Origin of the sequence: Alteromonas confluentis, from assembly GCF_001757105.1 — a bacterium.
Classification (GTDB): Bacteria; Pseudomonadota; Gammaproteobacteria; order Enterobacterales; family Alteromonadaceae; genus Alteromonas; species Alteromonas confluentis.
In genome coordinates this window covers 94039-116751 of record NZ_MDHN01000041.1, presented here as the reverse complement: position 1 = coordinate 116751, position 22713 = coordinate 94039, and the positions used below count along the sequence as shown (strand labels likewise).

The following is a 22713-nucleotide window of genomic DNA, read 5'->3' as shown; positions in this document are numbered from 1 at the left end:
CTATGTCACCAGAGGTGTTTGTACAAATATTGCGGGAATCCATGTTTATGGTAATTCTGCTGGTTTCCGCGGTTATCGTACCTAGCATGATTGTGGGTTTGATTGTTGCCGTATTCCAGGCAGCAACCTCCATTAACGAACAAACCATGAGTTTCTTGCCCCGTCTTATCGTCACGTTGTTGGCGCTGGCTTGGGGCGGGAATTGGTTAGTGGAGCAACTGATGGATTTTACCTTCCATATGGTTGAGCAAATCCCGCAGGTTGTGGGATAAGCAGGCTCCGTTAGTGAACGTCGATCTCAATACCATCAATGAGTTTTTGGCCGACCTGATGCTGCCTTTTATGCGCATCAGTGGTCTGTTTGCTGCGATGATTGGTCTAAGTGCTCAATCGATCCCGGTGACGGTGAGAACATTGCTCGCGCTGTTTCTTACCTTAGTGATTATGCCAGTTATAAAACCTGTTCCATTCGACAACTTAGTTGGGGTGGGCGCCATTGTTGAAGTTATTCAGCAAATTATTATTGGTGTCGCCATCGGCTTCATTTCCATGATGGTATTAAATACCTTCGTGCTGGCAGGCCAGATAGTGGCAATGCAGACCGGGCTTGGTTTTGCATCGATAGTCGACCCGGTGAACGGTATTAATGTTCCGGCCGTGGGTCAGTTTTATCTTGTTCTTGCAACCTTGCTGTTCTGGACCTTAGATGGCCACCTGGCAATGATTCAAATGATTACAACCAGCTTCGATGCTTTTCCCATCGGTGAAGCCTGGTGGACCGCAGCCCAGTTCCGGGACATCGCCGAGTGGGCAAGTTGGATGTTTGTTTCCGCGGTAACGCTTTCCTTAGCCCCAATTGTGTCGCTACTGATAGTGAACTTGGCCTTTGGTGTTATGACCAAAGCTGCGCCACAGTTGAATATTTTTAGTATTGGTTTCTCTATTGCTCAGATAACCGGGTTAATTATTATCTGGGTTACGTTAGAGAACTTTGTTTCCCATTTCGCCACACAATGGCAGCGAGCACAGCAGTTTATGTGTGAGTTGCTGCTGATTTGTCCCACTTGATGAGGTAAGCCATGGCTGATCAACAGGATAAAACAGAAGACCCCACGAGCAAACGCCTCGAAGACGCGCGAAAAAAAGGGCAGCTCGCCCGATCGAGAGAACTCTCTACGGCATTGGTGCTGGTGGCCAGTGGCATCATGTTTTTATTGCTTGGCGGCACCATTGCGAAAGCAATCTTCGGCATGATGGAAGATATGTTTACGCTGTCCCGCGATGAAACCTACGACATGACTCACATGTTTAATGCCTGGGCACAGGGGTTTTCTGCAGTGGCAGGGCCGGTGTTGCTGTACATGATTGTAGCCATGGCTGCGGGAATATACGGTTCAATCGCACTAGGTGGCTATAACTTTACCTGGCAGTCTGCATCACCAAAGCTAAATAAACTTAACCCCTTGAATGGTTTCAAGCGCATGTTTGGTATGAACGGCTTGGTTGAATTGCTTAAGGCCATTGCCAAGTTTTTTGTCATTGCTACCATCGCCCTGTTAACGCTGATGTATTATGAAGATGAGGCACTTCATCTCGACGTTGAGCTGTACCCCAATAACTTGTTTCACGCCCTGGATATGCTGGAGTGGGCGTTTTTGTTTCTTACTCTGGGTATGATCCCTATTGCCGCCCTTGATGTGCCTTATCAGATGTACAAGCACAACAAAGAAATGAAAATGTCGAAGCAGGAAGTGAAGGACGAGCGTAAAAACGCTGAAGGCGATCCCATGGTGAAAGGGCGTATTCGTCGCCTGCAATACCAGGCCGCAGCCCGAAGAATGATGCAGCAGGTACCGGAAGCCGATGTCATTGTAACCAACCCGACCCACTATTCTGTAGCACTGAAATACGATGACAACGGTGGCCGTGCGCCGGTGGTGGTCGCCAAAGGTATCGAAGAATTAGCCATGCATATTCGAAAAATTGGTGACGCTCACGACGTTCCCATTGTGCCTTCGCCCATGCTAACCCGGGCGATTTACTACTCAACAGAAGTCGACCACGAAATCCCTCACAAACTGTTTATGGCGGTTGCCCAGGTACTGGCGTACGTCTATCAACTGCGCGCATTTAAAGCGGGTAAAGGTAAGCGCCCGAAACCGCTGAAGAAAGATCTGCCTATTCCGCCAGAACTCCGGCGCTAATTCGGGGGATAAAGCAAACTGGCACAGTAGTTGAACTACTCACTACAGACGCAATTGAAGTGTCAATTTTCTGTTAGCGAGAGCAATTATTATGCAGTTATCCGCCTACCTGCAGCGGTTCGACAAGAACCAGTTTCAAAATATCACCAGTGGTCTTGGTGCGCCTGTCGTATTACTGGCGATTATGGGCATGGTTATTCTTCCCATGCCGCCATTTCTACTCGATGTGCTGTTCAGCTTTAATATTGCGCTGAGTCTGGTGATCATCCTCGTTGCCGTGTTTACCCAAAAGCCGGTGGATTTTGGTATTTTCCCGCTGGTTTTGCTTATTGCTACGGTATTACGGCTAGCGTTGAATGTGGCATCCACCCGGGTTGTTCTGCTGTACGGCCATGAAGGGGGCGACGCTGCGGGAAAGGTGATCGAGGCGTTTGGTGCGGTGGTGATTGGTGGTAACTATGCAGTGGGGGTTGTCGTATTCGCTATCCTTCTGATCATTAACTTCAAAGTAGTTACCGCGGGTGCAGGCCGAATCTCAGAAGTGAGTGCCCGCTTTACCCTTGATGCCATGCCCGGTAAACAAATGGCCATTGACGCCGATTTGAATGCTGGCTATATCGACCAGGATCAGGCTCGTAAACGTCGTGAGGAAATCACCGCAGAGGCCGACTTTTACGGTTCTATGGACGGTGCGTCTAAATTTGTAAAAGGTGATGCGGTTGCTGGCTTATTCATCATGCTGATTAATATCGTAGGTGGATTATTTATCGGCATGATTCAGCACGACCTGGCGTTTGGCGATGCCATGGAGGTGTATACCATTTTGACTATCGGTGATGGCTTAGTAGCACAAATTCCTTCGCTGCTGCTGTCGGTGGCCACCGCCATTATTGTGACTCGTGAAAACGAAACCCAGGAGATGGGTAAAGAAATCCGGACCCAACTGGGTAACCCCCAGGCGCTTTATATTGCCTCAGCGGTGCTGTTTGTTATGGGCATTGTGCCAGGTATGCCGCACATCGCGTTTCTCGGATTCTCTGCCATAGCGGGTGGTTATGCCTACTGGCAAGGTGTGCAGGCGAAAAAGGAAGCTGAAAAACCAAAAGTACCAGCGAAGACAGAAGCGGGGGGCGATCATCCTGTTCCAGAGGCTAAAGAACTCGGTTGGGACGACGTACAGCAGGTCGATACCATCGGACTGGAAGTGGGCTACCGGCTTATTCCGTTAGTCGATAAATCCCAGGGCGGCGAACTGCTCACCCGAATCAAGGGCGTGCGTAAAAAGCTTTCTCAGGAACTTGGCTTCCTGGTACCGCCAGTACACATTCGCGATAATCTTGATCTCGACCCCAATGCTTATACCATTGCGATGTTGGGTGTCACCATTGGTGATGCGCAAATCAGTCACGACGAAGAACTCGCCATCAACCCTGGTCAGGTATTCGGTAAACTCGAAGGGCGCGCAACGAAAGATCCTGCCTTCGGTTTAGACGCAGTGTGGATAAGGCCGAACCAGCGTGAACATGCACAAACACTCGGTTATACCGTTGTTGACGCTGCTACCGTAGTGGCAACGCACCTAAGCCAGCTGCTGAGTAACAATGCTTATCAACTTCTCGGCCATGAAGAAACTCAGCAACTACTGGACATGCTGGCCAAGTCTAGTCCGAAACTGGTTGAAGGGCTGGTGCCTGACATTCTGCAGCTGAGTACCGTGGTTAAGGTGCTGCAGACACTGTTGTTTGAAGGGGTGCCTATTCGTGACATGCGTACCATTGTTCAGACGTTGTCTGAGTACGGCCCACGCAGTCAGGACCCAGATGTACTGGTGTCTGCGGTGCGTATTGCGCTTAAACGTCTCATCGTTCAGGAAATCAGCCAAGGTGCCAAAGAAGTGCCCGTCATAACTCTGGCACCAGAGTTGGAACAGATGTTGCACCAGTCTCTTCAGGCAGGGGGAGAAGATGGCGCCGGTATCGAACCAGGACTCGCAGATCGTCTCCAACAATCCTTGCAACAGGCCGCACAACAACAAGAGCTAGAAGGCGAGCCTGCAGTACTCCTGACGTCAGGTATGTTGCGACCTGTGCTGTCACGCTTCCTTAAATATTCGGTAGCTGGCTTGCATGTGTTGTCGTACCAGGAAATACCTGACGACAAGCAAATTAAAATTGTCAGCTCTGTCGGTCAATAATCTGACACTGGGTGAGTGAAGAGGTTGAGATGAAAATCAGACGTTTTTTTGGCAAAGATATGCGGGAAGCGTTAAGCCAGGTAAAAGCCGAATTGGGCAGTGATGCCGTCATTATGTCTAACCGTAAAGTGGCCGATGGCATAGAGTTGGTGGCTGCTTACGATAAAGAACCTGAAGCAAAACTTAACCTTAACACGCGCCATGACAACAAAGCATCAGCGGGCCAGCAGAAGGCCACACCGAGCCTGAGCGAAATTATTGGTGATGATGGTCCTGACAACCTCCGTGCATTATTAGAGAAGCAAGCTGCTGAGCGAAATGCAGCGGCAGAGGCTGCTACGCAGCAAAACGCACCGCGCCAGGTTCAGCCTCATTCCCAGCGCGATGTTGCTCAGCCTCAATATCAATCACAGCCTAAGGCGCAAGCTCAGCCACATTCCCAGCGTCCACAGCAGCAAACTGCACAGCAAGACAATGATGTATTTTCATTTGCTGATGTATTTAATCACGGACGCAACAATACACCTCCCGCTTCACAAATGAGTCCTGATTTCGAGGCGGCGCCTTCTCAGCAAGCGCCTTCGAGTAACGCGCAGGGCAATAGTGAACTGGATGCCATCAAAGAGGAATTGGCGTCTTTACGTAATGTGCTGCAATATCAGGTGGCCGACCTGATGGAAGCGAAGAAAAAGCGTCAGCGGCCCGTTCACAGCTACCTGATGCAGTGCCTCACTGGCATGGGATTGAGCGATGCGCTGGCAGAACAATTAGTGCATTACACGCCATCTCAGTACACAGAGCGTGAAGCGTGGATTTATTTGTTGAACCTGTTGGCTAACCGTCTGAATGTATCGGGTAGCGATATTCTCACGCAAACCGGTGTGGTTGCACTGGTCGGTCCAACGGGTACGGGCAAAACCACTACCGTTGCAAAGCTTGCTGCACGTTATGCACAAAAGTACGGGGCAGAGCAGGTAGCGATGATCACCATCGATACCTACCGGATAGCGGCTTATGAACAGCTGGCGACTTACGGCAAAATTATTGGCTGTACTACCCGAAAAGCACAAAGTAGCGAAGAATTAGCTGAACAACTCTTTCAGTTACGCCATAAACGTCTAATATTAATAGATACAGCAGGTTTTAGTCAGCGAGATAGCCGATTAATTCAACAACTTGGTCAGTTTAGCAACGGTCAAATGCAACCTGTACGTAAATACCTGGTTGCGCAAGCTAATACCCAATATCCTGCTCTGCAACGCATTATTGCAGCGTATAATTCAGTTAAACTCGACGGCTGTATCTTCACTAAAATTGATGAGTGCTACAGTTTGGGTGAGGTATTGAGCGTTGCCGTTGAGCAGCAGCTACCAGTGAGTTATGTGACCGATGGGCAGCAGGTGCCTGAAGATATTAAGGTTGCTGATGCGAAATCTCTCGTATCTGCAGCGGCAAAGCTTTATAAAAAGTACGGTTTGAATCATACTAAGCAGAATCATGAAGTTAATTCAGTTAAGGCAGTATGATCGAAGATCAAGCGAGTAGCTTACGAAAGATGAATCAATCACGCCTCATTAAGGTTATAGCCGTTACCGGCGGTAAGGGTGGTGTGGGTAAAACCAACATCACACTGAATACGGCCATTGCCATGGCAAAGCAAGGCAAACGAGTGATGGTGCTCGACGCCGACCTTGGCCTGGCTAACGTCGATGTTATGCTTGGACTGCGAGTAGAGAAGAACCTTTCTCACGTGCTGTCTGGTGAATGCACCCTCGACGATGTGCTGGTAACCGGCCCCCATGGCATCAAAATCGCACCGGCAACGTCGGGTACGCAGGCAATGACAGAATTGTCGCCTACCGAGCATGCCGGTCTAATTCGCGCGTTCAGTGAATTGCGCTCGCAAATCGACGTGCTCATTGTCGATACTGCAGCGGGTATTTCCGATATGGTGCTGAGTTTCTCCCGGGCGTCTCAGGATATTATGGTCGTGGTATGCGACGAACCCACCTCGCTCACTGATGCCTATGCATTAATTAAAATTCTAAATCGGGAACACGGCGTTTTTCGGTTTAAAATTGTTGCCAACATGGTGCGGGACATACGTGAAGGGCAGGAGCTTTTCAGTAAGTTATCAAAAGTCACTGGGCGTTTCCTCGATGTGGCGCTTGAACTAGTGGCGACCGTCCCCTTCGACGAGAATATTCGTCGAGCGGTAAGAAAGCAGACTGCCATCGTCGATGCTTTCCCTGGCTCTCCTGCCGCCGTAGCCATTAGTCAATTGGCGACCAAAGCGGCTAATTGGCCGGTTCCTGCCCAGCCTGGCGGACATCTCGAATTTTTCATCGAACAACTGGTAGCTAAACAAGCGGTAGGAAACCAACGTTGAACAGTAAAGCTGCAGCTTACCGACAACAGAATGACACTGCACAGTTGGTAGAGCGACATGCACCATTGGTTAAACGCATAGCCCATCATTTGATGGCTCGTTTACCTGCCAGTGTGCTTGTGGACGACCTGATACAGTCTGGCATGATCGGATTGTTGGAAGCTGCGAAAAATTTTGACGGCTCGAAGGGCGCCAGTTTTGAGACGTTTGCGGGTATTCGTATTCGCGGTGCTATGCTGGATGAAATTCGAAAAGGTGACTGGACTCCCCGTTCAGTCCACAAGAATAGCCGCGCAATCACAGAAGCTATCTCTTTAGTTGAAAGAGAAACCGGAAGAGATGCGCGGGATGTTGAAATAGCTGCTAAGCTAAATGTCAGCATTAATGATTATCATCAAATGCTTAACGAGGTTAATGCCGGAAAATTAATTGGTATTGAAGATCTCGGTGTATCTGAAGATGTGATCACGACAGAACAAAGTAAAGGTAATGACTCACCGTTAGAAGATCTTATGCAAGGCGCCTTTCAGAAAGCGCTGGCATACGCTATAACAACATTACCCGAGCGGGAAGCGATTGTATTGTCTCTGTACTATGACGAGGAACTGAACCTACGAGAAATAGGCGAAGTACTCGACGTCAGTGAGTCCAGAGTCAGTCAAATTCACAGCCAAGCCATGTTAAAACTAAAAGCACGAATGCAATCCTGGCAGGCTGAAGAATAGCGCACACCAATATTAATAACGATTTACTATCCTTCACCGGAGGCTATTTTGGACAAGAGCATGAAAATTCTCGTGGTAGACGATTTTTCTACGATGAGACGAATCATAAAAAACCTGCTTAAAGACCTTGGATTTTCCAATATTCAGGAAGCTGACGATGGTAGTACAGCTTTGCCTATGCTCCAGCAAGGCGACTTCGACTTTGTCGTGACTGACTGGAACATGCCGGGTATGCAAGGGATCGATCTTCTTAGAGCTATCCGTGCTGACGACAAACTTAAACACTTACCAGTGCTCATGGTGACTGCAGAAGCGAAGAAAGAGCAAATTGTTGCTGCTGCACAAGCTGGCGTAAATGGATACGTGGTGAAACCATTTACAGCAGCTACACTAAAAGAGAAATTAGACAAAATCTTTCAGCGTTTAGGTTAATTTAGCAGCACCTGCCAGAGAAGAGGATTACTGGATGTCACCCATTAAAAAAGTCCCTATTTCGCTAGAAGAGGCGAAGCAACTGGTTAGTTATCTAGAGCAGGGGGATGATGAATCCGCCAATGCTCTGTTAGAGGCAGTTTCAGCCAAGGAATCTGTGGAGCTCTTTGCCGAGGTTGGCAAGCTTACCCGTCAGCTTCATGATGCATTAAATACATTCCAATTAGATGAGCGCATCGCCGGCTTAGCCAACGATGATATTCCCGATGCGCAGACTCGTCTGAATTACGTGATCGAAGAAACAGAAAAAGCCGCCAACACCACAATGGATGCTGTAGAGTCATGCATGCCTATTGCGGAATCGCTGGCAGAGCGAATTAGCGCTATTGAGCCTGAATGGCAAAAACTCATGACCCGTCAAATTGAATTGGGTGAGTTTAAATCGCTTTGTTTGGAAATTGATTCGCTTTTTAAGGACGCATCCAAGGATTCGACTAAACTTAATAGTCTGTTAACTGAAGTGTTGATGGCACAAGGTTATCAGGATCTCACGGGACAGGTTATTCGACGTGTAATCGACCTTGTGAAAGAAGTAGAAGATAGCCTGGTGAATATGTTGACCGTGTTTGGTGAAACTGGTCAGTCTAAAGATAAAACACCCACCAAGAAGCCAGATGCGATTGAGGCTGAAGGCCCAATTCTTGATGCTGAAAAGCGTGACGATGTAGTACAGGGTCAGGACGATGTGGATGACCTTCTATCAAGCCTTGGTTTTTAGGGGAGCGAATGAATGTCGTTTGAAGTTGATGAGGATATACTACAGGACTTTCTGGTTGAGGCTGGTGAGATCCTTGAACAATTACAGGAACAGCTGGTCGACCTGGAAAACAACCCGGAAGATGCTGACCTCCTCAACGCTATCTTCCGTGGCTATCACACTGTAAAAGGTGGTGCTGGTTTTCTTTCTCTTACCGAACTGGTAGAGATTTGCCACGGTGCAGAAAACGTGTTTGACGTGATGCGCAATGGTCAGCGTACGCTAACCCCTGAACTTATGGACACCATTCTGCAAGCAACCGACGTGGTGGTGGAAATGTTTGAGCGGGTGAAAGCCCGTGAACCATTAGAGGCCGCAGACGCAGCACTGGTCGATACCCTCCATAAACTCAGTAAGCCCGAATCTGCAGACGAGAATATCTTTGGCGACGTTTCTGCTGCAGCGCCCGTGGTAGAGGCGCCTGTCGAAGAAGAACCAGAACTCATCGTTGAAGAAACGCCTGTTGCACCTGAAGCTACCGCTGTGGCGTCTGGCGACAGTGGTATTGAAGATATCTCAGAAGATGAGTTTGAAGCCTTATTGGACCAATTACATGGTTCAGGTGCGCCTGGTCGTCCTGGCGAATCTGCAGCAGCACCGGCCCCGGCAGCGCCAGCTCCCACGGCACCTGCAGCGGGTGGCGCTGGTGAAGATATCACCGATGATGAATTTGAAGCCCTTCTTGATGAACTTCACGGCAAAGGGCAGTTTAAAGGGCCATCAGATGCTGCGCCAGCACCGACTGCCACACCCGTTGAGCCGGCCGCAGACAGCGGTGACGACGAAATCACTGATGACGAATTTGAAGCCTTACTTGATCAACTGCATGGTAAAGGTCAAGGGCCTGCAGGTGGCGTCGAAGTAGACAATGCTGCTACCAAAGCAGTTCAGGCTGCAAAAGCAGAACAGAGTAAGGCAGCAGAGCCGCCTAAGCCTGTTACACCGCCACCGGCCGCCAAACCAGCGGAACCGGCGAAGCCTGCTACACCAGCCAAACCGGCAGCGGAAAGCAAACCTGCTTCGGCTGCTAAAGCCGCACCAGCCAAAAAAGAAGAAAAAGCACCGCAAGCTGAAACCACCGTACGGGTAGATACTAAACGCCTCGATCAGATAATGAATATGGTAGGTGAGTTGGTGTTGGTGCGAAACCGCTTACTTAGTCTTGGTATTACCACTAACGATGAAGACATGTCGAAGGCGATTGCCAACCTCGACGTTGTAACGGGTGACTTGCAAGGCGCGGTAATGAAAACCCGCATGCAGCCCATCAAGAAAGTTTTCGGTCGTTTCCCCCGGGTTGTTCGTGATCTCGCCCGAAGCTTGAAAAAAGAAATTACCCTTGAACTGGAAGGGGAAGAAACGGATCTGGATAAAAACCTGGTAGAAGCACTGGCCGATCCGCTGGTTCACCTGGTCAGAAACTCGGTTGACCACGGTATTGAAATGCCTGATGACCGTGCCAATGCCGGTAAGCCGCGCATGGGTACGGTTAAACTATCAGCATCGCAAGAGGGCGATCACATTCTGCTTACCATCGATGATGATGGTAAGGGCATGGACCCAGAAAAACTGAAAGAAATTGCAATCAGTCGCGGTGTTCTTGATGCTGATGCCGCAGCGAGAATGTCAGACGTTGAGGCTTTTAATCTCATTTTTGCACCCGGCTTCTCCACCAAAACCGAAATCAGTGACATTTCTGGTCGTGGTGTGGGCATGGACGTGGTGAAAACCAAGATCAACCAACTCAATGGTACTGTAAATATTGATTCTCAGATGGGTAAAGGAACCCGTCTTGAAATCAAAGTCCCACTGACGTTGGCAATTCTGCCTACCCTGATGATTGTTGTTGGCAAACAAACCTTCGCATTGCCGTTAGGCGCTGTGAATGAAATCATCAACATGGATATCAAAAAGACCAATACGGTAGATGGTCAGCTGACCATGATAGTGCGTTCAAAAGCGATTCCATTATTCTTCCTCGGCGAATGGTTGATTCGCGGACCAAAAAATATCAGCAAAGAAAAAGGACACGTGGTTGTGGTACAAATTGGTACCCAACAAGTCGGTTTTGTTGTCGACGCGTTAATTGGTCAGGAAGAAGTGGTTATCAAGCCTTTAGATGCATTGTTGCAGGGAACCCCTGGTATGGCCGGTGCAACGATTACATCTGATGGTGGTATTGCACTCATTCTGGATATCCCAAGTCTTCTTAAGCGCTATGCCCGTCGGTCATAGCTGCTAGTAAAGGAACTTCTTGTTATGGCGTTTAAAGTCCTTGTTGTGGACGACTCAACGTTTTATCGTCGCCGTGTCCGTGAAATTCTGGATGAAGACAGAGAACTTCAGGTTGTAGGTGAAGCCTGTAACGGTGAAGAAGCGCTGGATATGCTTATCAAGCTATCGCCGGATGTGGTCACCATGGATGTCGAGATGCCGGTAATGGACGGCATCACGGCGGTCAAAAAAATTATGGCTAAACGGCCAATTCCAATTTTGATGTTTTCATCGCTGACTCATGAAGGCGCTCAGGCAACCTTGGACGCACTGGAAGCCGGTGCGTTGGATTTTCTGCCGAAAAAATTCGAAGAAATTTCTAAAAATCGCAAAGATGCCGCGAGTCTGCTGAGAACCAAAGTCAGGTTGCTTGCGCGTCGTGGGGTGGGTATTCGCCGGCCGCCTATGGCCCGTGCAGCTCCCGCAGCGAAGCCTGCGCCCCCTATGCCAGCCAATGCACCTAAAGCCACGTTCTTCAAAAGCTCGTCTGTGCTTACAGGGCGGGCCGAAAGTGCCAGCGCGGCACCCGTGGTTTCGCAGGTCAAAGCCTCTGGCAAGCGCTACAAGTGCCTTGCCATTGGCGCATCAACTGGGGGCCCTGTAGCATTACAAAAGGTGCTTTCGGGCTTACCCGCTAATTTCCCTCATCCTATTGTTCTGGTTCAGCATATGCCCGGAACCTTCACCAATGCGTTCGCCCAGCGTTTACACAACAACTGTGATATCTCTGTGAAAGAAGCTGAGCAAGGTGACATTCTGCGCCCCGGTTGTGCTTATTTGGCGCCAGGGGGTAAGCAGATGGTGGTAGATTCCCGATCTTTGCCAAATATTGCATTGCGTGATGCACATGCTCACGAGAAAGATACCTATAAACCCAGTGTGGATATTACCTTTAATAGTTTGGTTGATATTTACGGTGGCGACGTACTGTGCGTGATCCTTACCGGTATGGGAGCAGACGGCCGTGAAGGCTGTGACGCGTTGCATAAAAAAGGCGCAAAAGTGTGGGCTCAGGATGAAGATTCCTGTGTGGTTTACGGCATGCCTCAGGCAGTTGCAAAAGCCGGTATTGCGGAGAAGAGCATCAATATTGAACATATTGCATCGTGTATCCGCACTGAGATGATGTAGAGCGAATTCAATCAGCAGGAGTTGAAGGTTGAAAATATGGACGATTGCCAACCAGAAGGGAGGAGTGGGAAAAACCACGACCACCGTCACGCTGGGAGGCATTCTAGCGCAACAGGGCAAACGGGTGTTATTAATCGACACCGATCCTCACGCGTCGCTCAGTTATTATTTTGGTACCGATGCAGAAGAACTAAGTGCTTCTGTTTACGATATTTTTATTAATCATCAGGAGATATCTGCCGATAGGGTACTGGACAGTTTGTGTCCTACCAAATTAGACAGCCTGTTTATTCTTCCCGCGTCTATGGCGTTAGCCACGCTGGACAGGCAAATGGGTATGCAAAATGGTATGGGACTCATTCTTAAAAAAGCCTTGCAGACTGTGGAAAAGGAGTTCGATTACGTACTGATCGACTGCCCACCCGTGTTGGGGGTGCTGATGGTTAATGCGCTGGCAGCCTGCCATAAAGTGGTGGTGCCGGTACAAACCGAATTTCTGGCGCTGAAAGGCCTCGACAGAATGGTGCACACCCTGGAGATTATGGGGCGTTCGTTACGTAAGGAATTTGACACATTGATTGTGCCAACCATGTTTGATCGCAGGACGAATGCGGCCATCCAGGCACATCAAAAATTGCAAGACGATTACGGCAGCAAAGTGTGGAGTGATGTCATTCCCGTCGATACTCGGTTCAGAGATGCGAGTCAGGCACAGTCACCTGCCTCTGTGGTTTATCCGAGATCGCGAGGGGTCTTCGCCTATACTAAACTGTTAGATGAACTGGAACTATGAGTCGACTATGAGCAAGAGTACGCCGTTCGCCCGTGAAGATGTGATGCAGGCGTATCTGGACAGCTTACTACAGAGCCCTGAAGACCCGGCAGATGTTACGGCAAATACCGCTCGGTTACTTGAGCAGGCGACTGCTGACATCGTGGCCAGGGAACCGGTAGCAGCGCCCGTTGAAGAGGTTGACGTGGCTGCGCCTGTGGTGGAAGAAATTGAGGAAAGCATTGCTTCTGCAGAAGCCATTGTGGTACCTCAAGAGCCGGTGACTCACCGGCCCATTCAGAATTTGCTAGAGAATCGTTTCCAGGCACTGTTTTTTGAGGTAGCGGGTCTCACACTGGCGGTGCCTCTAGTGACGCTAGGCGGTATCCACCGCATGGAAAAAGTCGGTGGACTCATCGGTAAGCCCAAGTGGTTTAAAGGTGTGATGCTTCACCGTGAACAAAAAATAAACGTTGTTGATACTGCAATGTGGGTTATGCCAGAAAAATACGATCAAAATCTCGCAGAAACGCTAAACTATCAGTATCTTATTATGTTAGGGGACAGTTTGTGGGGCCTAGCCAGCGACAAACTGGTCAATACCGTTACTCTTACCAAGGACGAAGTGAAATGGCGTGAGGCCGGTGGCAAACGTCCATGGTTAGCGGGCATGGTAAAAGAAAGAATGTGTGCGTTAATCGACGTATATCAGTTAATTGCAATGCTAAATAACGGCTTAGGCAGTAATGACCAAACGCCTTAGCGGGGAGCCAGGTTAATGAATGACAAGACCACAAGTAATAATTCACCTGAGAAAGATCAGGTGCTTCAATGGGTCACCTACCGTTTAGGTGACGAAACATACGGCATCAACGTTATGCAGGTGCAGGAAGTACTACGCTATACAGAAATTGCCCCGGTACCTGGTGCGCCAGACTATGTGCTGGGTATCATCAATTTGCGTGGTAATGTTGTTACCGTTATCGACACCCGTGCCCGCTTTGGCTTGATGCCTGCTGATACCACAGACAATACCCGTATCGTAATTATCGAGTCGGATGAACAGGTCGTAGGTATTCTTGTTGATAGTGTTGCTGAAGTGGTTTATTTGAAGTCTTCAGAAATTGACAGCGCGCCAAACGTAGGCACAGAAGAGAGTGCCAAGTTTATTCAGGGCGTGAGCAACCGCGATGGCGAATTGTTGATTCTTGTCGACCTGAACAAGTTACTCAGTGATGACGAATGGGACGAACTGAGCGGCTTCTAAGCAATATCACTGCCCGTTACCCGGCGGGCAGTACCTGATCTTTTTTCCTTTCCCGATTTTGGAGAATTAACGTTTATATGGATGTATCGGCCTTGTCCTTACTTGCCATTGCTACAGGGCTTCTGGCTGTTGTTGCCGTTATCTGGCTGTATTTTCATTTTACTAAACGTTTGACTCACCTTATACAAACGCATCTTGAGAGCGAATCCCGCGCCGACATACTCAGTGACGATGTGAAAAATCTTGAAAACCAAATTGCCGAAATGCAAACCCGCTCTATGGTGCAGGGCAAGCACATGCGTGAATTGGCCGACCAATGTGACCAGTTTGAGAATCAGTTGCGGGAAGTGAAGCTACAAGACCCTTCAATGCGCTTATACACCCGTGCCGCCGAACTGGTAAAGTCTGGTGCTTCAGTGGAAGAGGTCATGCAAGCTTGTGATTTGCCCAGAGCTGAAGCTGAACTGCTGATGAGTATGCACAGTCAGCGGAGTTAATCATGCTGGTGTTCATCTCTTATTAATCTGCAATACCTTTCCTCGCTACTTTTGATAACTGCCACGCAGGTAACTATCAAGGGTGCTATGCTTTATCAAGCGATATGAGCCTCAAGTCCTGAAGTGCAACTTAAGCCGTTTAGACGTCCAGCCGTAAAGATGTTGACATCGCAAGTGATTCAGCCACAATAGCGGCATATTCTGTCAATCATTGGAGCATCCATGCCTATCTGTATCCCAGGTCAACTTCCCGCGCAGGACGTGTTATCCGGTGAAAATATTTTCACTATGGACAGCAACCGAGCCGCCACCCAGGATATTCGCCCTATGGAAGTGGGGATCCTGAACCTGATGCCGAATAAAATTGAGACAGAAGTTCAAATCCTCAGGTTACTCTCTAACACGCCACTGCAGGTGAACGTTAACCTTATTCGTGTCGATAATCTGGCACCCAAACATACACCTCAGGCGCACATGGACGCCTTTTATCACGACTTCTCGGAAATCGAAAATAAGAAGTACGATGGTCTTATCGTGACTGGCGCACCGTTGGCGCATTTGCCCTACGAAGATGTGAAATACTGGGACAATATGAAAGATATTCTGGAATGGGCACAGCGCAACGTGCAGTCCACCATGTATCTTTGCTGGGCAGCGCATGCGGCCATGTACCACTTTTACGGCGTACAGCGAAAGCTTCGCGATAATAAGTTATCTGGCGTATTTGAGCACAAGGTGCTAGACCCGTATAACGAGCTCTTACGTGGTTTTGACCCGTATTTTTATGCGCCACATTCCCGGTTTGGCTATATCGATTCAGATGTCTACAATAGCGTGAAAGGCCTGCACGTGATCACCGAATCCCCTGAAGCGGGTGCCTACACCGTGGTTTCCGATGATAAGCGAATGGTATTCGTAACAGGCCACCCTGAGTACGATCCGGAAACGCTGCACGATGAATACTATCGTGACTTACAGGCAGATTTGCATCCTGCCATTCCGGCAAATTATTTTACCGACGACGATCCGACAAAAGCGCCTTTAGTCCGTTGGCGGTCTCATGGTAGTCTCATGTTTAATAACTGGCTGAACTATTATGTTTACCAGACTACCCCGTACGATTTGAACCAGCTGGCAGAAAAAGCCCAGCCGAAGAGGTAACCCGTGAGTTCAGACAAACAACACGCTCTGCTGGACGCGGCAGCAAAACGCATTCTTATCCTGGATGGCGCCATGGGCACCATGATCCAGGAACACAAGCTGGAAGAAGAAGATTATCGCGGCAAGGAATTCGCCGATTGGCATTGTGATGTAAAAGGCAACAACGACTTGCTGGCCATTACACAGCCCGAGATCATTTACGATATTCACTGTGCTTATCTTGAGGCAGGGGCGGATATCATTGAAACCAATACCTTTAACGCCACCACCATCGCCATGGCCGATTACGACATGGAAGCGCAGTCAAAAGACATCAATATTGCCGCCGCGAAACTGGCCCGCAAAGCCTGCGATGAATTTACCGCGAAAACCCCGGATAAACCTCGTTATGTGGCCGGTGTGTTAGGGCCCACAAACCGCACAGCCTCGATTTCGCCTGACGTAAACGATCCGGGCAAACGCAACGTAACCTTTGATGAGCTGGTGGAAGCCTACATTGAATCGACAGAAGCGCTGTTAGAAGGCGGTGCCGATATCATATTGATCGAAACCATCTTCGACACCTTGAATGCTAAGGCCGCCGTGTTTGCCGTTGAAACTGTTTTCGATAAGCGTGGCAGCCGCGTGCCGGTAATGGTGTCTGGTACCATTACCGATGCCTCTGGTCGTACCCTGTCTGGCCAGACAGCGGAAGCCTTTTATTATTCCATGCGTCATGTAACGCCGCTGTCCATGGGCCTGAACTGTGCCCTTGGTCCTGATTTGCTGCGTCAGTATGTGGATGAAATCAGCAATATCGCGGAATGTCTGGTGTCAGCTCACCCGAACGCCGGTCTGCCCAATGAGTTTGGTGAATACGATCTCGGCGCTGAAGAAATGTCAGAGCACATTAAAGAGTGGGCGCAATCCGGTTTGGTGAATATTGTCGGTGGTTGTTGCGGAAGTACGCCAGAACATATTCGCGCCATGGCGCAAGCCGTTGAAGGTGTTGCACCGCGTAAAGTGCCGCACTTCGAACCTAAAATGCGCCTATCCGGCCTCGAACCTTTTGTTCACTAAGGTGTTATTGTGACAGCAGAGTTTTCAACATTTATCAACGTTGGTGAACGGACCAACGTCACCGGTTCCGCTATCTTCAAGCGTCTGATCCTGAATGCCGAATATGAAAAGGCCCTCGACGTTGCTCGCCAGCAGGTAGAAAACGGCGCGCAAATCATCGACATCAACATGGATGAAGCCATGTTGGACTCGGTTGATGCCATGCGCACCTTCCTGAATCTGATTGCGTCTGAGCCGGATATCTGCAAAGTGCCTATCATGATCGACTCTTCCAAGTGGGAAGTCATCGAGACGGGCCTGAAATGCGTGCAGGGTAAAGCCATCGTGAACTCCATCAGCCTGAAAGAAGGTAAGGAGCAGTTTCTGCATCACGCGAAACTAATTAAACGATACGGTGCCGCTACCGTGGTTATGGCCTTTGATGAAACCGGTCAGGCGGATACCCAGCAGCGTAAAGTGGAAATCTGTCAGCGCAGCTACAAAATCCTTACCGAAGAAGTGGGCTTCCCGCCAGAAGACATTATTTTCGATCCAAATATCTTTGCCGTCGCTACCGGTATTGAAGAACACAACAACTATGCGGTGGACTTTATCGAGGCGACCCGCATCATCCGCGAGACATGCCCGTACGCACACATCAGCGGTGGTCTGTCGAATATCTCGTTCTCTTTCCGCGGCAATAACCCGGTGCGCGAAGCCATGCACTCGGTGTTCCTGTACCACGCGATTCGCGCGGGTATGGACATGGGCATCGTAAATGCCGGTCAGCTGGAAGTGTACGACCAAATCCCTGACGAGCTTCGCGAAGCCGTTGAAGACGTGATTCTGAACCGTCGTGAAGACGGCACCGAGCGCCTGCTCGACATCGCGCCGAAATATCAGGGTGACGGTAAAGCCGCTGCGGCTGAAGACCTCACCTGGCGTGAACAGCCGGTGAACAAGCGTCTTGAACACGCGCTGGTGAAAGGCATCACCGACTACATCATTGAAGACACCGAAGAAGCCCGCCTGGCCGCTGAACGTCCGCTTCACGTTATTGAGGGGCCGTTGATGGACGGCATGAACGTGGTAGGCGATCTGTTCGGTGAAGGGAAGATGTTCCTGCCCCAGGTAGTGAAATCTGCCCGGGTAATGAAAAAAGCCGTATCCCATTTACAGCCGTTCATCGAAGCCGAGAAAGACGGCGAGTCCAGGAGTAACGGTAAAATCCTCATGGCCACGGTGAAGGGCGACGTGCACGATATCGGTAAGAACATCGTAGGCGTGGTGCTGCAGTGTAACAATTTTGAAGTCGTAGACTTAGGCGTGATGGTGCCATGTGCCACCATCCTGCAAGTTGCCAAAGACGAGAAAGTGGACATGATTGGTCTGTCTGGTCTTATCACGCCATCACTGGATGAAATGGTTTATGTGGCTAAAGAAATGGAGCGTCTGGGTCTGGATTTACCGCTGCTGATTGGCGGGGCCACCACCTCCAAAGCCCATACTGCGGTGAAGATTGAACAGAACTATCACGGCCCGGTAGCTTATGTACCGAACGCCAGTCGTGCGGTAGGCGTGTGTCAGAAGCTGATTAATCCTGAATCACGTAAAAAGTACGAACAGGAACTGTCTGACGAATACGAAAAGGTGCGTGCTCAGCATGCCCGCAAGCAGCCGCGAAGCCGTCCGGTAACGTTAGAAGAAGCCCGCGCGAATGCCTATCAGCCGGATTTCTCTGTGTTACCTGTGAAGCCAAATAAACTGGGTGTCACACCGGTAACCGTCGAGCTTGATACACTGCGCAATTACATCGACTGGACGCCGTTCTTCCTTACATGGTCGCTGGCCGGTAAGTTCCCCCGCATTCTGAATGACGAAGTGGTGGGCGAGCAGGCCAAAGAACTGTATGCCGACGCCAATAAAATGCTGGATAAGGTCATCGCTGACGGCAGTTTGCAGGCCAAAGGTGTGCTGGGTTTGTTCCCGGCAAACCGGGTGGGGGATGACGTTGAGATTTATGCTGATGAAAACCGTGACAGTGTGATCGGTGTGTCTCATCACCTGCGCCAGCAAACCCTGAAAGACAAGTTTGCCAACTATTGTCTGTCCGATTTTGTCGCCGCCAAAGACAGCGGTATTGCCGATTACATGGGCGCCTTTGCGGTTACCGGTGGAATTGGAGAAGACGAGCTGGCCGAAGCCTACAACAAAGCCGGTGATGACTATAACGCCATTATGGTGAAAGCCGTTGCCGACCGTCTGGCCGAAGCCTTTGCTGAATACCTGCACGAACAGGTGCGTAAGGCATACTGGGGCTTTGCGCCGGATGAGAACCTGGATAACGATGCGCTGATCCGCGAAAAGTATCAGGGTATCCGTCCGGCCCCAGGTTACGCGGCGTGTCCGGAACATACCGAAAAGCAACTGATCTGGGACCTGCTGGACGCCGAAAAACATACCACCATGCGCCTCACTGAAAGTTACGCCATGTGGCCGGGTGCGGCAGTTTCGGGCTGGTATTTTTCTCATCCTGAATCCCGCTATTTTGCGGTGGCTAAAATCCAGCGCGACCAGCTGGAAGACTACGCTGCCCGTAAAGGCTGGACGGTGGAAGAAGCCGAGAAATGGCTGGCACCTAACCTTGATGACTGATCGCCTGATGATAAACGGAAGCTAAACTGATGACCGGCCAGCTGCCATTTTCCCAGGCCTGTGAAAACAACAAAGGGCCAATTCTAGCAATACTGAAAGACGCGTTTGCAGACCGTAAACGCGTGCTGGAAGTCGGCAGCGGTACCGGGCAGCATGCGGTGCACTTTGCCCCAAATCTGCCACATCTGATTTGGCAAACCAGCGATCAGCCGGTTTACCACGAAGGCATTAAATTATGGTTGTCTGCTTATCCGTCAGAAAATCTGCTATCGCCGTTGTCTCTCACAGTGGGGCAGGGCGAGCTTCCATTTGCTGAGTATGATGCGGTTTATTCTGCCAATACTGCGCACATCATGCAGAAGGCGGAAATTGCTGAAATGATGCAGACGCTGTCGGAAGCATTGCCTCAGGGTGGTGTATTTTGCCAGTATGGCCCGTTTACCGATGACGGCGTGTTTAGCAGCCATAGCAACCGTGAGTTTCATCTTAGCCTGTTAGAAAGAGGCTGCGGAGGCTACCGGGACATTCAGGAACTCGAAGCCTGGGCGCCGGCGCTCACATTGGTAGAAGTTCACACCATGCCCGCAAACAACTTACTGTTGCAATGGAAAAAGCGGTAGACTGACAGTTATCACAATGAAATGGTGAGCAGGTTGATAAAACGCTTTTTTCAAAAGTTCCGCCCCGCATCTGCGAACGTTATCGTTGTAGGTACCGATTATCCCTCGTATCAGCTCGGCAGCCGCATTCAGGCAGAATCCTCCTTACACCTGTCATTTTTCATGAACGAAGAACCCTGGCATCACCGCACCTTCATTCTGGAAACCGAACTGCGTTATTCCAGCGAATTGCTTTCACTGGTTGAGAAACATCAGGTGAAAGCGGTTATTTGTGCCAGTGGCGCTGACTTTGATATTTACCAACAAAGATTCGCTGAATCGCTGACTCAGCGCCATTGCCAGCTTATTCTTTGCGAGAACAATCGGTTACCTGCTTTAAGCTAGCGTCTCTAGCGATAAACAAAATTTGTCGTGCTGCTTGGTGCTTGTGTTGAAAGCGTATCTTTATTGGCGTTAGGATTGACGTTAGGGCTGGCCGATGGATCTCGCCAACGCGATAAACGCTTTAATGAATGGCGCGTTGGTATCCGACTTTCGATAGCCCAGGTTCAACGATTTTTGTATGCCATTTTTACCTAAACGCACAGTGATTAGTTGCAGCGCTTCCGCTTGCTCTTCAGCGAGCCATTTGGGGAGTGCGCCCACGCCACGACCAGCACTGATCATTTGCAGCATGATTTCAGTGGTCTCGATAGTTTTGTGTTTTTTAACTGTACAGCTAGCAGGCGTGAGGAAGTGAGAGAAGACATCCAGTCTGGAAGGTTCAACCGGGTAAGTCAGTAGCGTTTCGTCAGCCAATGCTTGTGCTTCAACCATCGATTCCGCTGCCAGCGGGTGTTCGCGAGATACAACGAGTACTTGCTCGTAATCAAAAACCGCTTCGTATTGAATAGAGGGCAGGTGCAGCGGATCTGGCGTCAACAATAGATCGATATCGTAACCATGCAGTGCCTGTAGCCCGCCAAAGGTAAATTTTTGACGCACGTCTACATCTACGTCCGGGTAGTCTAATAAAAACGGCTTCACCACTCTTAACAGCCACTGATAACAAGGGTGACACTCCATACCAATACGCAAAATGCCCTGTTTACCCTGCGCTATATGGGCGAGTTGTTCTTCAGTATGAGCAAACTGAGGGAGTAATCGTTGCGCAAGGTTCAGCACGGCATTGCCAGCATCGGTAAGCCGTAAACGTCGGCCATCTTTTTCCCAGAACGCGATGCCAGCTTGCTGCTCTAGCTTCTTCATGCTGTGACTCAGTGCGGACTGGGTCAAATGCATGTTGTCTGCCGCTTCAGTGAGGGTGCCGAATTCATTAATAGCGGCAATAATTTTCAAATGCTGGCGATCAAGCATGGTTGTTCCGTGAGCAGAGTTCATGATTTACTCGGAATATAGCATTTCTACTCATGGTTTATCTGTCTACACTGTATCGATTCAGTCGAAGAAACGGCTAGATGCGTTAAGGTGTCAATTCCGACACCGAAACTGCAGTTTGCAAGCGGTCACTGATCACATTGCGCATTAAACTTGCCAGGTCGCGAAAGGTAGCACGCGCTGGTGAGGTGTTTCGCCACGCCAGCATGTGTTGCCGTACAATCGGCATGTCAGCCAGTTCGCACACATGCAATGCTTCTGGGTGGTGCAGCTCTGAATGAACATAAAGACCAGGCAAAAACGCCATGCCCATGCCCATGACTACCATTTGCCGCAACGTATCCAGACTCGTCCCTTCGTAATCGCGATCAACGTTAGCCCCAAGCTGAGCACAAATTTCCTGTACCTGATAGTGAAAGTGATGGCGGTCTTCCAGCGCCAGGATTTTCTGCCCTCGTATCTCTTCCGGCTCGATGAAGTCCCGTCCAGACATCGGGTGGTCCGCAGGTAAAACGAATTTCAGAGGTTCAATGAACAGCGGCTGTGTTTGGATTTGTGAATCGCGGTTTGACATCGGCGAAAGCGTAATGTCGAATTCACCCGCAAGCAGGCCTTGTAACAGTTGTTTCGGCGCAGCCTCACGTACATAGAACTTAAGTCCCGGCCGTAAGCGGTGAATATCTGGCAATATGTGTGGCAGCAGATACGGCCCCAGTGTGGGCGGAATGCCTAAACGGTATGTGGTTGAGTCGCCTTGCGTTAGCGATTGCGCCATTTCACCAAACTGCATAGTCGATTGTAAAACCGCATCGGCATATTCAAGTAAGGCTTTGCCCTGAGCGGAAAGCAAAGTGCCTGAGCGAGAACGCTCGAACAACACCAAACCCAGGTTTGTTTCCAGTGTGCTTATTTGGCTGGTAAGGGTGGGTTGACTGATACCTAAAATTTGCGCAGCACGGCGAAAGTTAAGGTGTTTAGCCACGGTAACAAAGTAGCGAATTTGATTAAGCGAGGGCGCTTTACCGTTAAAAAACATAGGGACCATCTGTCTGTTAAATGTATTATTTTATCATGTGATAGCTTTTTGCTATCGCGATATACTCTATACATCTATAAAGCTATCAGTCAATCTTGTCAGTATAGATTTAAACTAAAGTTTA

General features: G+C 49.6%; 22 protein-coding genes. 20 read left to right on the top strand and 2 right to left on the bottom strand.

Translation table 11 applies throughout. From position 1 onward, the window contains the following. Nucleotides 1-2 precede the first annotated feature (2 nt). From fliQ to BFC18_RS18380, 20 genes are all read left to right on the top strand, one after another. Nucleotides 3-272 carry a flagellar biosynthesis protein FliQ gene (gene fliQ / locus BFC18_RS18475; RefSeq protein WP_070127026.1) on the top strand — a complete coding sequence of 90 codons (270 nt, stop codon included), beginning with the start codon at nt 3-5 and terminating at the stop codon, nt 270-272. 13 nt (nt 273-285) lie between these two features. Then, complete coding sequence (gene fliR / locus BFC18_RS18470) at nt 286-1068, top strand: flagellar biosynthetic protein FliR (protein ID WP_083273211.1); 783 nt, start codon at nt 286-288, stop codon at nt 1066-1068. Between the two features lie 11 nt (nt 1069-1079). Continuing rightward, on the top strand, nt 1080-2204 hold the full coding sequence (flhB, locus tag BFC18_RS18465; RefSeq protein ID WP_070127025.1) for a flagellar biosynthesis protein FlhB: 1125 nt from the start codon (nt 1080-1082) through the stop codon (nt 2202-2204). A gap of 91 nt (nt 2205-2295) precedes the next feature. Further along, entirely contained in the window at nt 2296-4398 is a 2103-nt protein-coding gene (gene flhA / locus BFC18_RS18460; protein WP_070127024.1) for a flagellar biosynthesis protein FlhA, read from the top strand. A gap of 29 nt (nt 4399-4427) precedes the next feature. Continuing rightward, the gene (flhF, locus tag BFC18_RS18455) at nt 4428-5924 is read left to right on the top strand and encodes a flagellar biosynthesis GTPase FlhF (protein ID WP_070127023.1); all 1497 of its coding nucleotides are present in this window, start codon (nt 4428-4430) and stop codon (nt 5922-5924) included. Then, nucleotides 5921-6787 (top strand): MinD/ParA family protein, encoded by an 867-nt coding sequence (locus tag BFC18_RS18450; RefSeq protein ID WP_070127022.1) that lies wholly within the window; start codon nt 5921-5923, stop codon nt 6785-6787. The genes flhF and BFC18_RS18450 overlap by 4 nt, the downstream gene beginning before the upstream one ends. Beyond that, complete coding sequence (locus tag BFC18_RS18445) at nt 6784-7512, top strand: RNA polymerase sigma factor FliA (protein WP_070127021.1); 729 nt, start codon at nt 6784-6786, stop codon at nt 7510-7512. Before BFC18_RS18450 ends, BFC18_RS18445 begins: the two co-directional genes overlap by 4 nt. A 48-nt stretch (nt 7513-7560) precedes the next feature. Beyond that, nucleotides 7561-7944: a chemotaxis response regulator CheY gene (gene cheY / locus BFC18_RS18440; RefSeq protein WP_070127020.1), complete on the top strand. Its 384-nt coding sequence runs from the start codon at nt 7561-7563 to the stop codon at nt 7942-7944. 34 nt (nt 7945-7978) lie between these two features. Next, nucleotides 7979-8722: a protein phosphatase CheZ gene (locus BFC18_RS18435; RefSeq protein ID WP_070127019.1), complete on the top strand. Its 744-nt coding sequence runs from the start codon at nt 7979-7981 to the stop codon at nt 8720-8722. Between the two features lie 12 nt (nt 8723-8734). Continuing rightward, complete coding sequence (locus tag BFC18_RS18430; protein ID WP_070127018.1) at nt 8735-10996, top strand: chemotaxis protein CheA; 2262 nt, start codon at nt 8735-8737, stop codon at nt 10994-10996. A 24-nt stretch (nt 10997-11020) separates the two neighbouring features. Continuing rightward, nucleotides 11021-12166 carry a protein-glutamate methylesterase/protein-glutamine glutaminase gene (locus BFC18_RS18425; RefSeq protein WP_070127017.1) on the top strand — a complete coding sequence of 382 codons (1146 nt, stop codon included), beginning with the start codon at nt 11021-11023 and terminating at the stop codon, nt 12164-12166. A 28-nt stretch (nt 12167-12194) separates the two neighbouring features. After that, nucleotides 12195-12959 (top strand): ParA family protein, encoded by a 765-nt coding sequence (locus BFC18_RS18420; RefSeq protein WP_070127016.1) that lies wholly within the window; start codon nt 12195-12197, stop codon nt 12957-12959. Between the two features lie 7 nt (nt 12960-12966). Beyond that, complete coding sequence (locus BFC18_RS18415) at nt 12967-13701, top strand: chemotaxis protein CheW (RefSeq protein ID WP_070127015.1); 735 nt, start codon at nt 12967-12969, stop codon at nt 13699-13701. Between the two features lie 15 nt (nt 13702-13716). Beyond that, complete coding sequence (locus tag BFC18_RS18410; protein WP_070127014.1) at nt 13717-14205, top strand: chemotaxis protein CheW; 489 nt, start codon at nt 13717-13719, stop codon at nt 14203-14205. Between the two features lie 77 nt (nt 14206-14282). Next, complete coding sequence (locus BFC18_RS18405; protein WP_070127013.1) at nt 14283-14702, top strand: DUF2802 domain-containing protein; 420 nt, start codon at nt 14283-14285, stop codon at nt 14700-14702. Nucleotides 14703-14924: 222 nt separating this feature from the next. Continuing rightward, nucleotides 14925-15863, top strand: a complete 939-nt coding sequence (metA, locus tag BFC18_RS21655; RefSeq protein WP_070127012.1) for a homoserine O-acetyltransferase MetA — start codon at nt 14925-14927, stop codon at nt 15861-15863. A 3-nt stretch (nt 15864-15866) separates the two neighbouring features. Next, complete coding sequence (locus BFC18_RS21650) at nt 15867-16922, top strand: homocysteine S-methyltransferase family protein (RefSeq protein ID WP_139139051.1); 1056 nt, start codon at nt 15867-15869, stop codon at nt 16920-16922. 9 nt (nt 16923-16931) lie between these two features. Further along, complete coding sequence (gene metH, locus BFC18_RS18390) at nt 16932-19556, top strand: methionine synthase (RefSeq protein WP_070127011.1); 2625 nt, start codon at nt 16932-16934, stop codon at nt 19554-19556. A gap of 29 nt (nt 19557-19585) precedes the next feature. After that, nucleotides 19586-20176, top strand: coding sequence for a DUF938 domain-containing protein (locus BFC18_RS18385; protein WP_070127010.1), 591 nt, complete (start codon nt 19586-19588; stop codon nt 20174-20176). 33 nt (nt 20177-20209) lie between these two features. Then, nucleotides 20210-20560 carry a hypothetical protein gene (locus tag BFC18_RS18380; protein WP_139139050.1) on the top strand — a complete coding sequence of 117 codons (351 nt, stop codon included), beginning with the start codon at nt 20210-20212 and terminating at the stop codon, nt 20558-20560. A gap of 81 nt (nt 20561-20641) precedes the next feature. Here BFC18_RS18380 and BFC18_RS18375 read toward each other — a convergent pair whose 3' ends face one another. Together BFC18_RS18375 and BFC18_RS18370 are read right to left on the bottom strand one after the other, a co-directional pair. Continuing rightward, nucleotides 20642-21532: a LysR family transcriptional regulator gene (locus BFC18_RS18375; protein ID WP_070127008.1), complete on the bottom strand. Its 891-nt coding sequence runs from the start codon at nt 21530-21532 to the stop codon at nt 20642-20644. A gap of 106 nt (nt 21533-21638) precedes the next feature. Then, a complete protein-coding gene (locus BFC18_RS18370; RefSeq protein WP_070127007.1) occupies nt 21639-22589 on the bottom strand; it encodes a hydrogen peroxide-inducible genes activator in 951 nt (316 codons plus the stop codon). Nucleotides 22590-22713 lie beyond the last annotated feature (124 nt).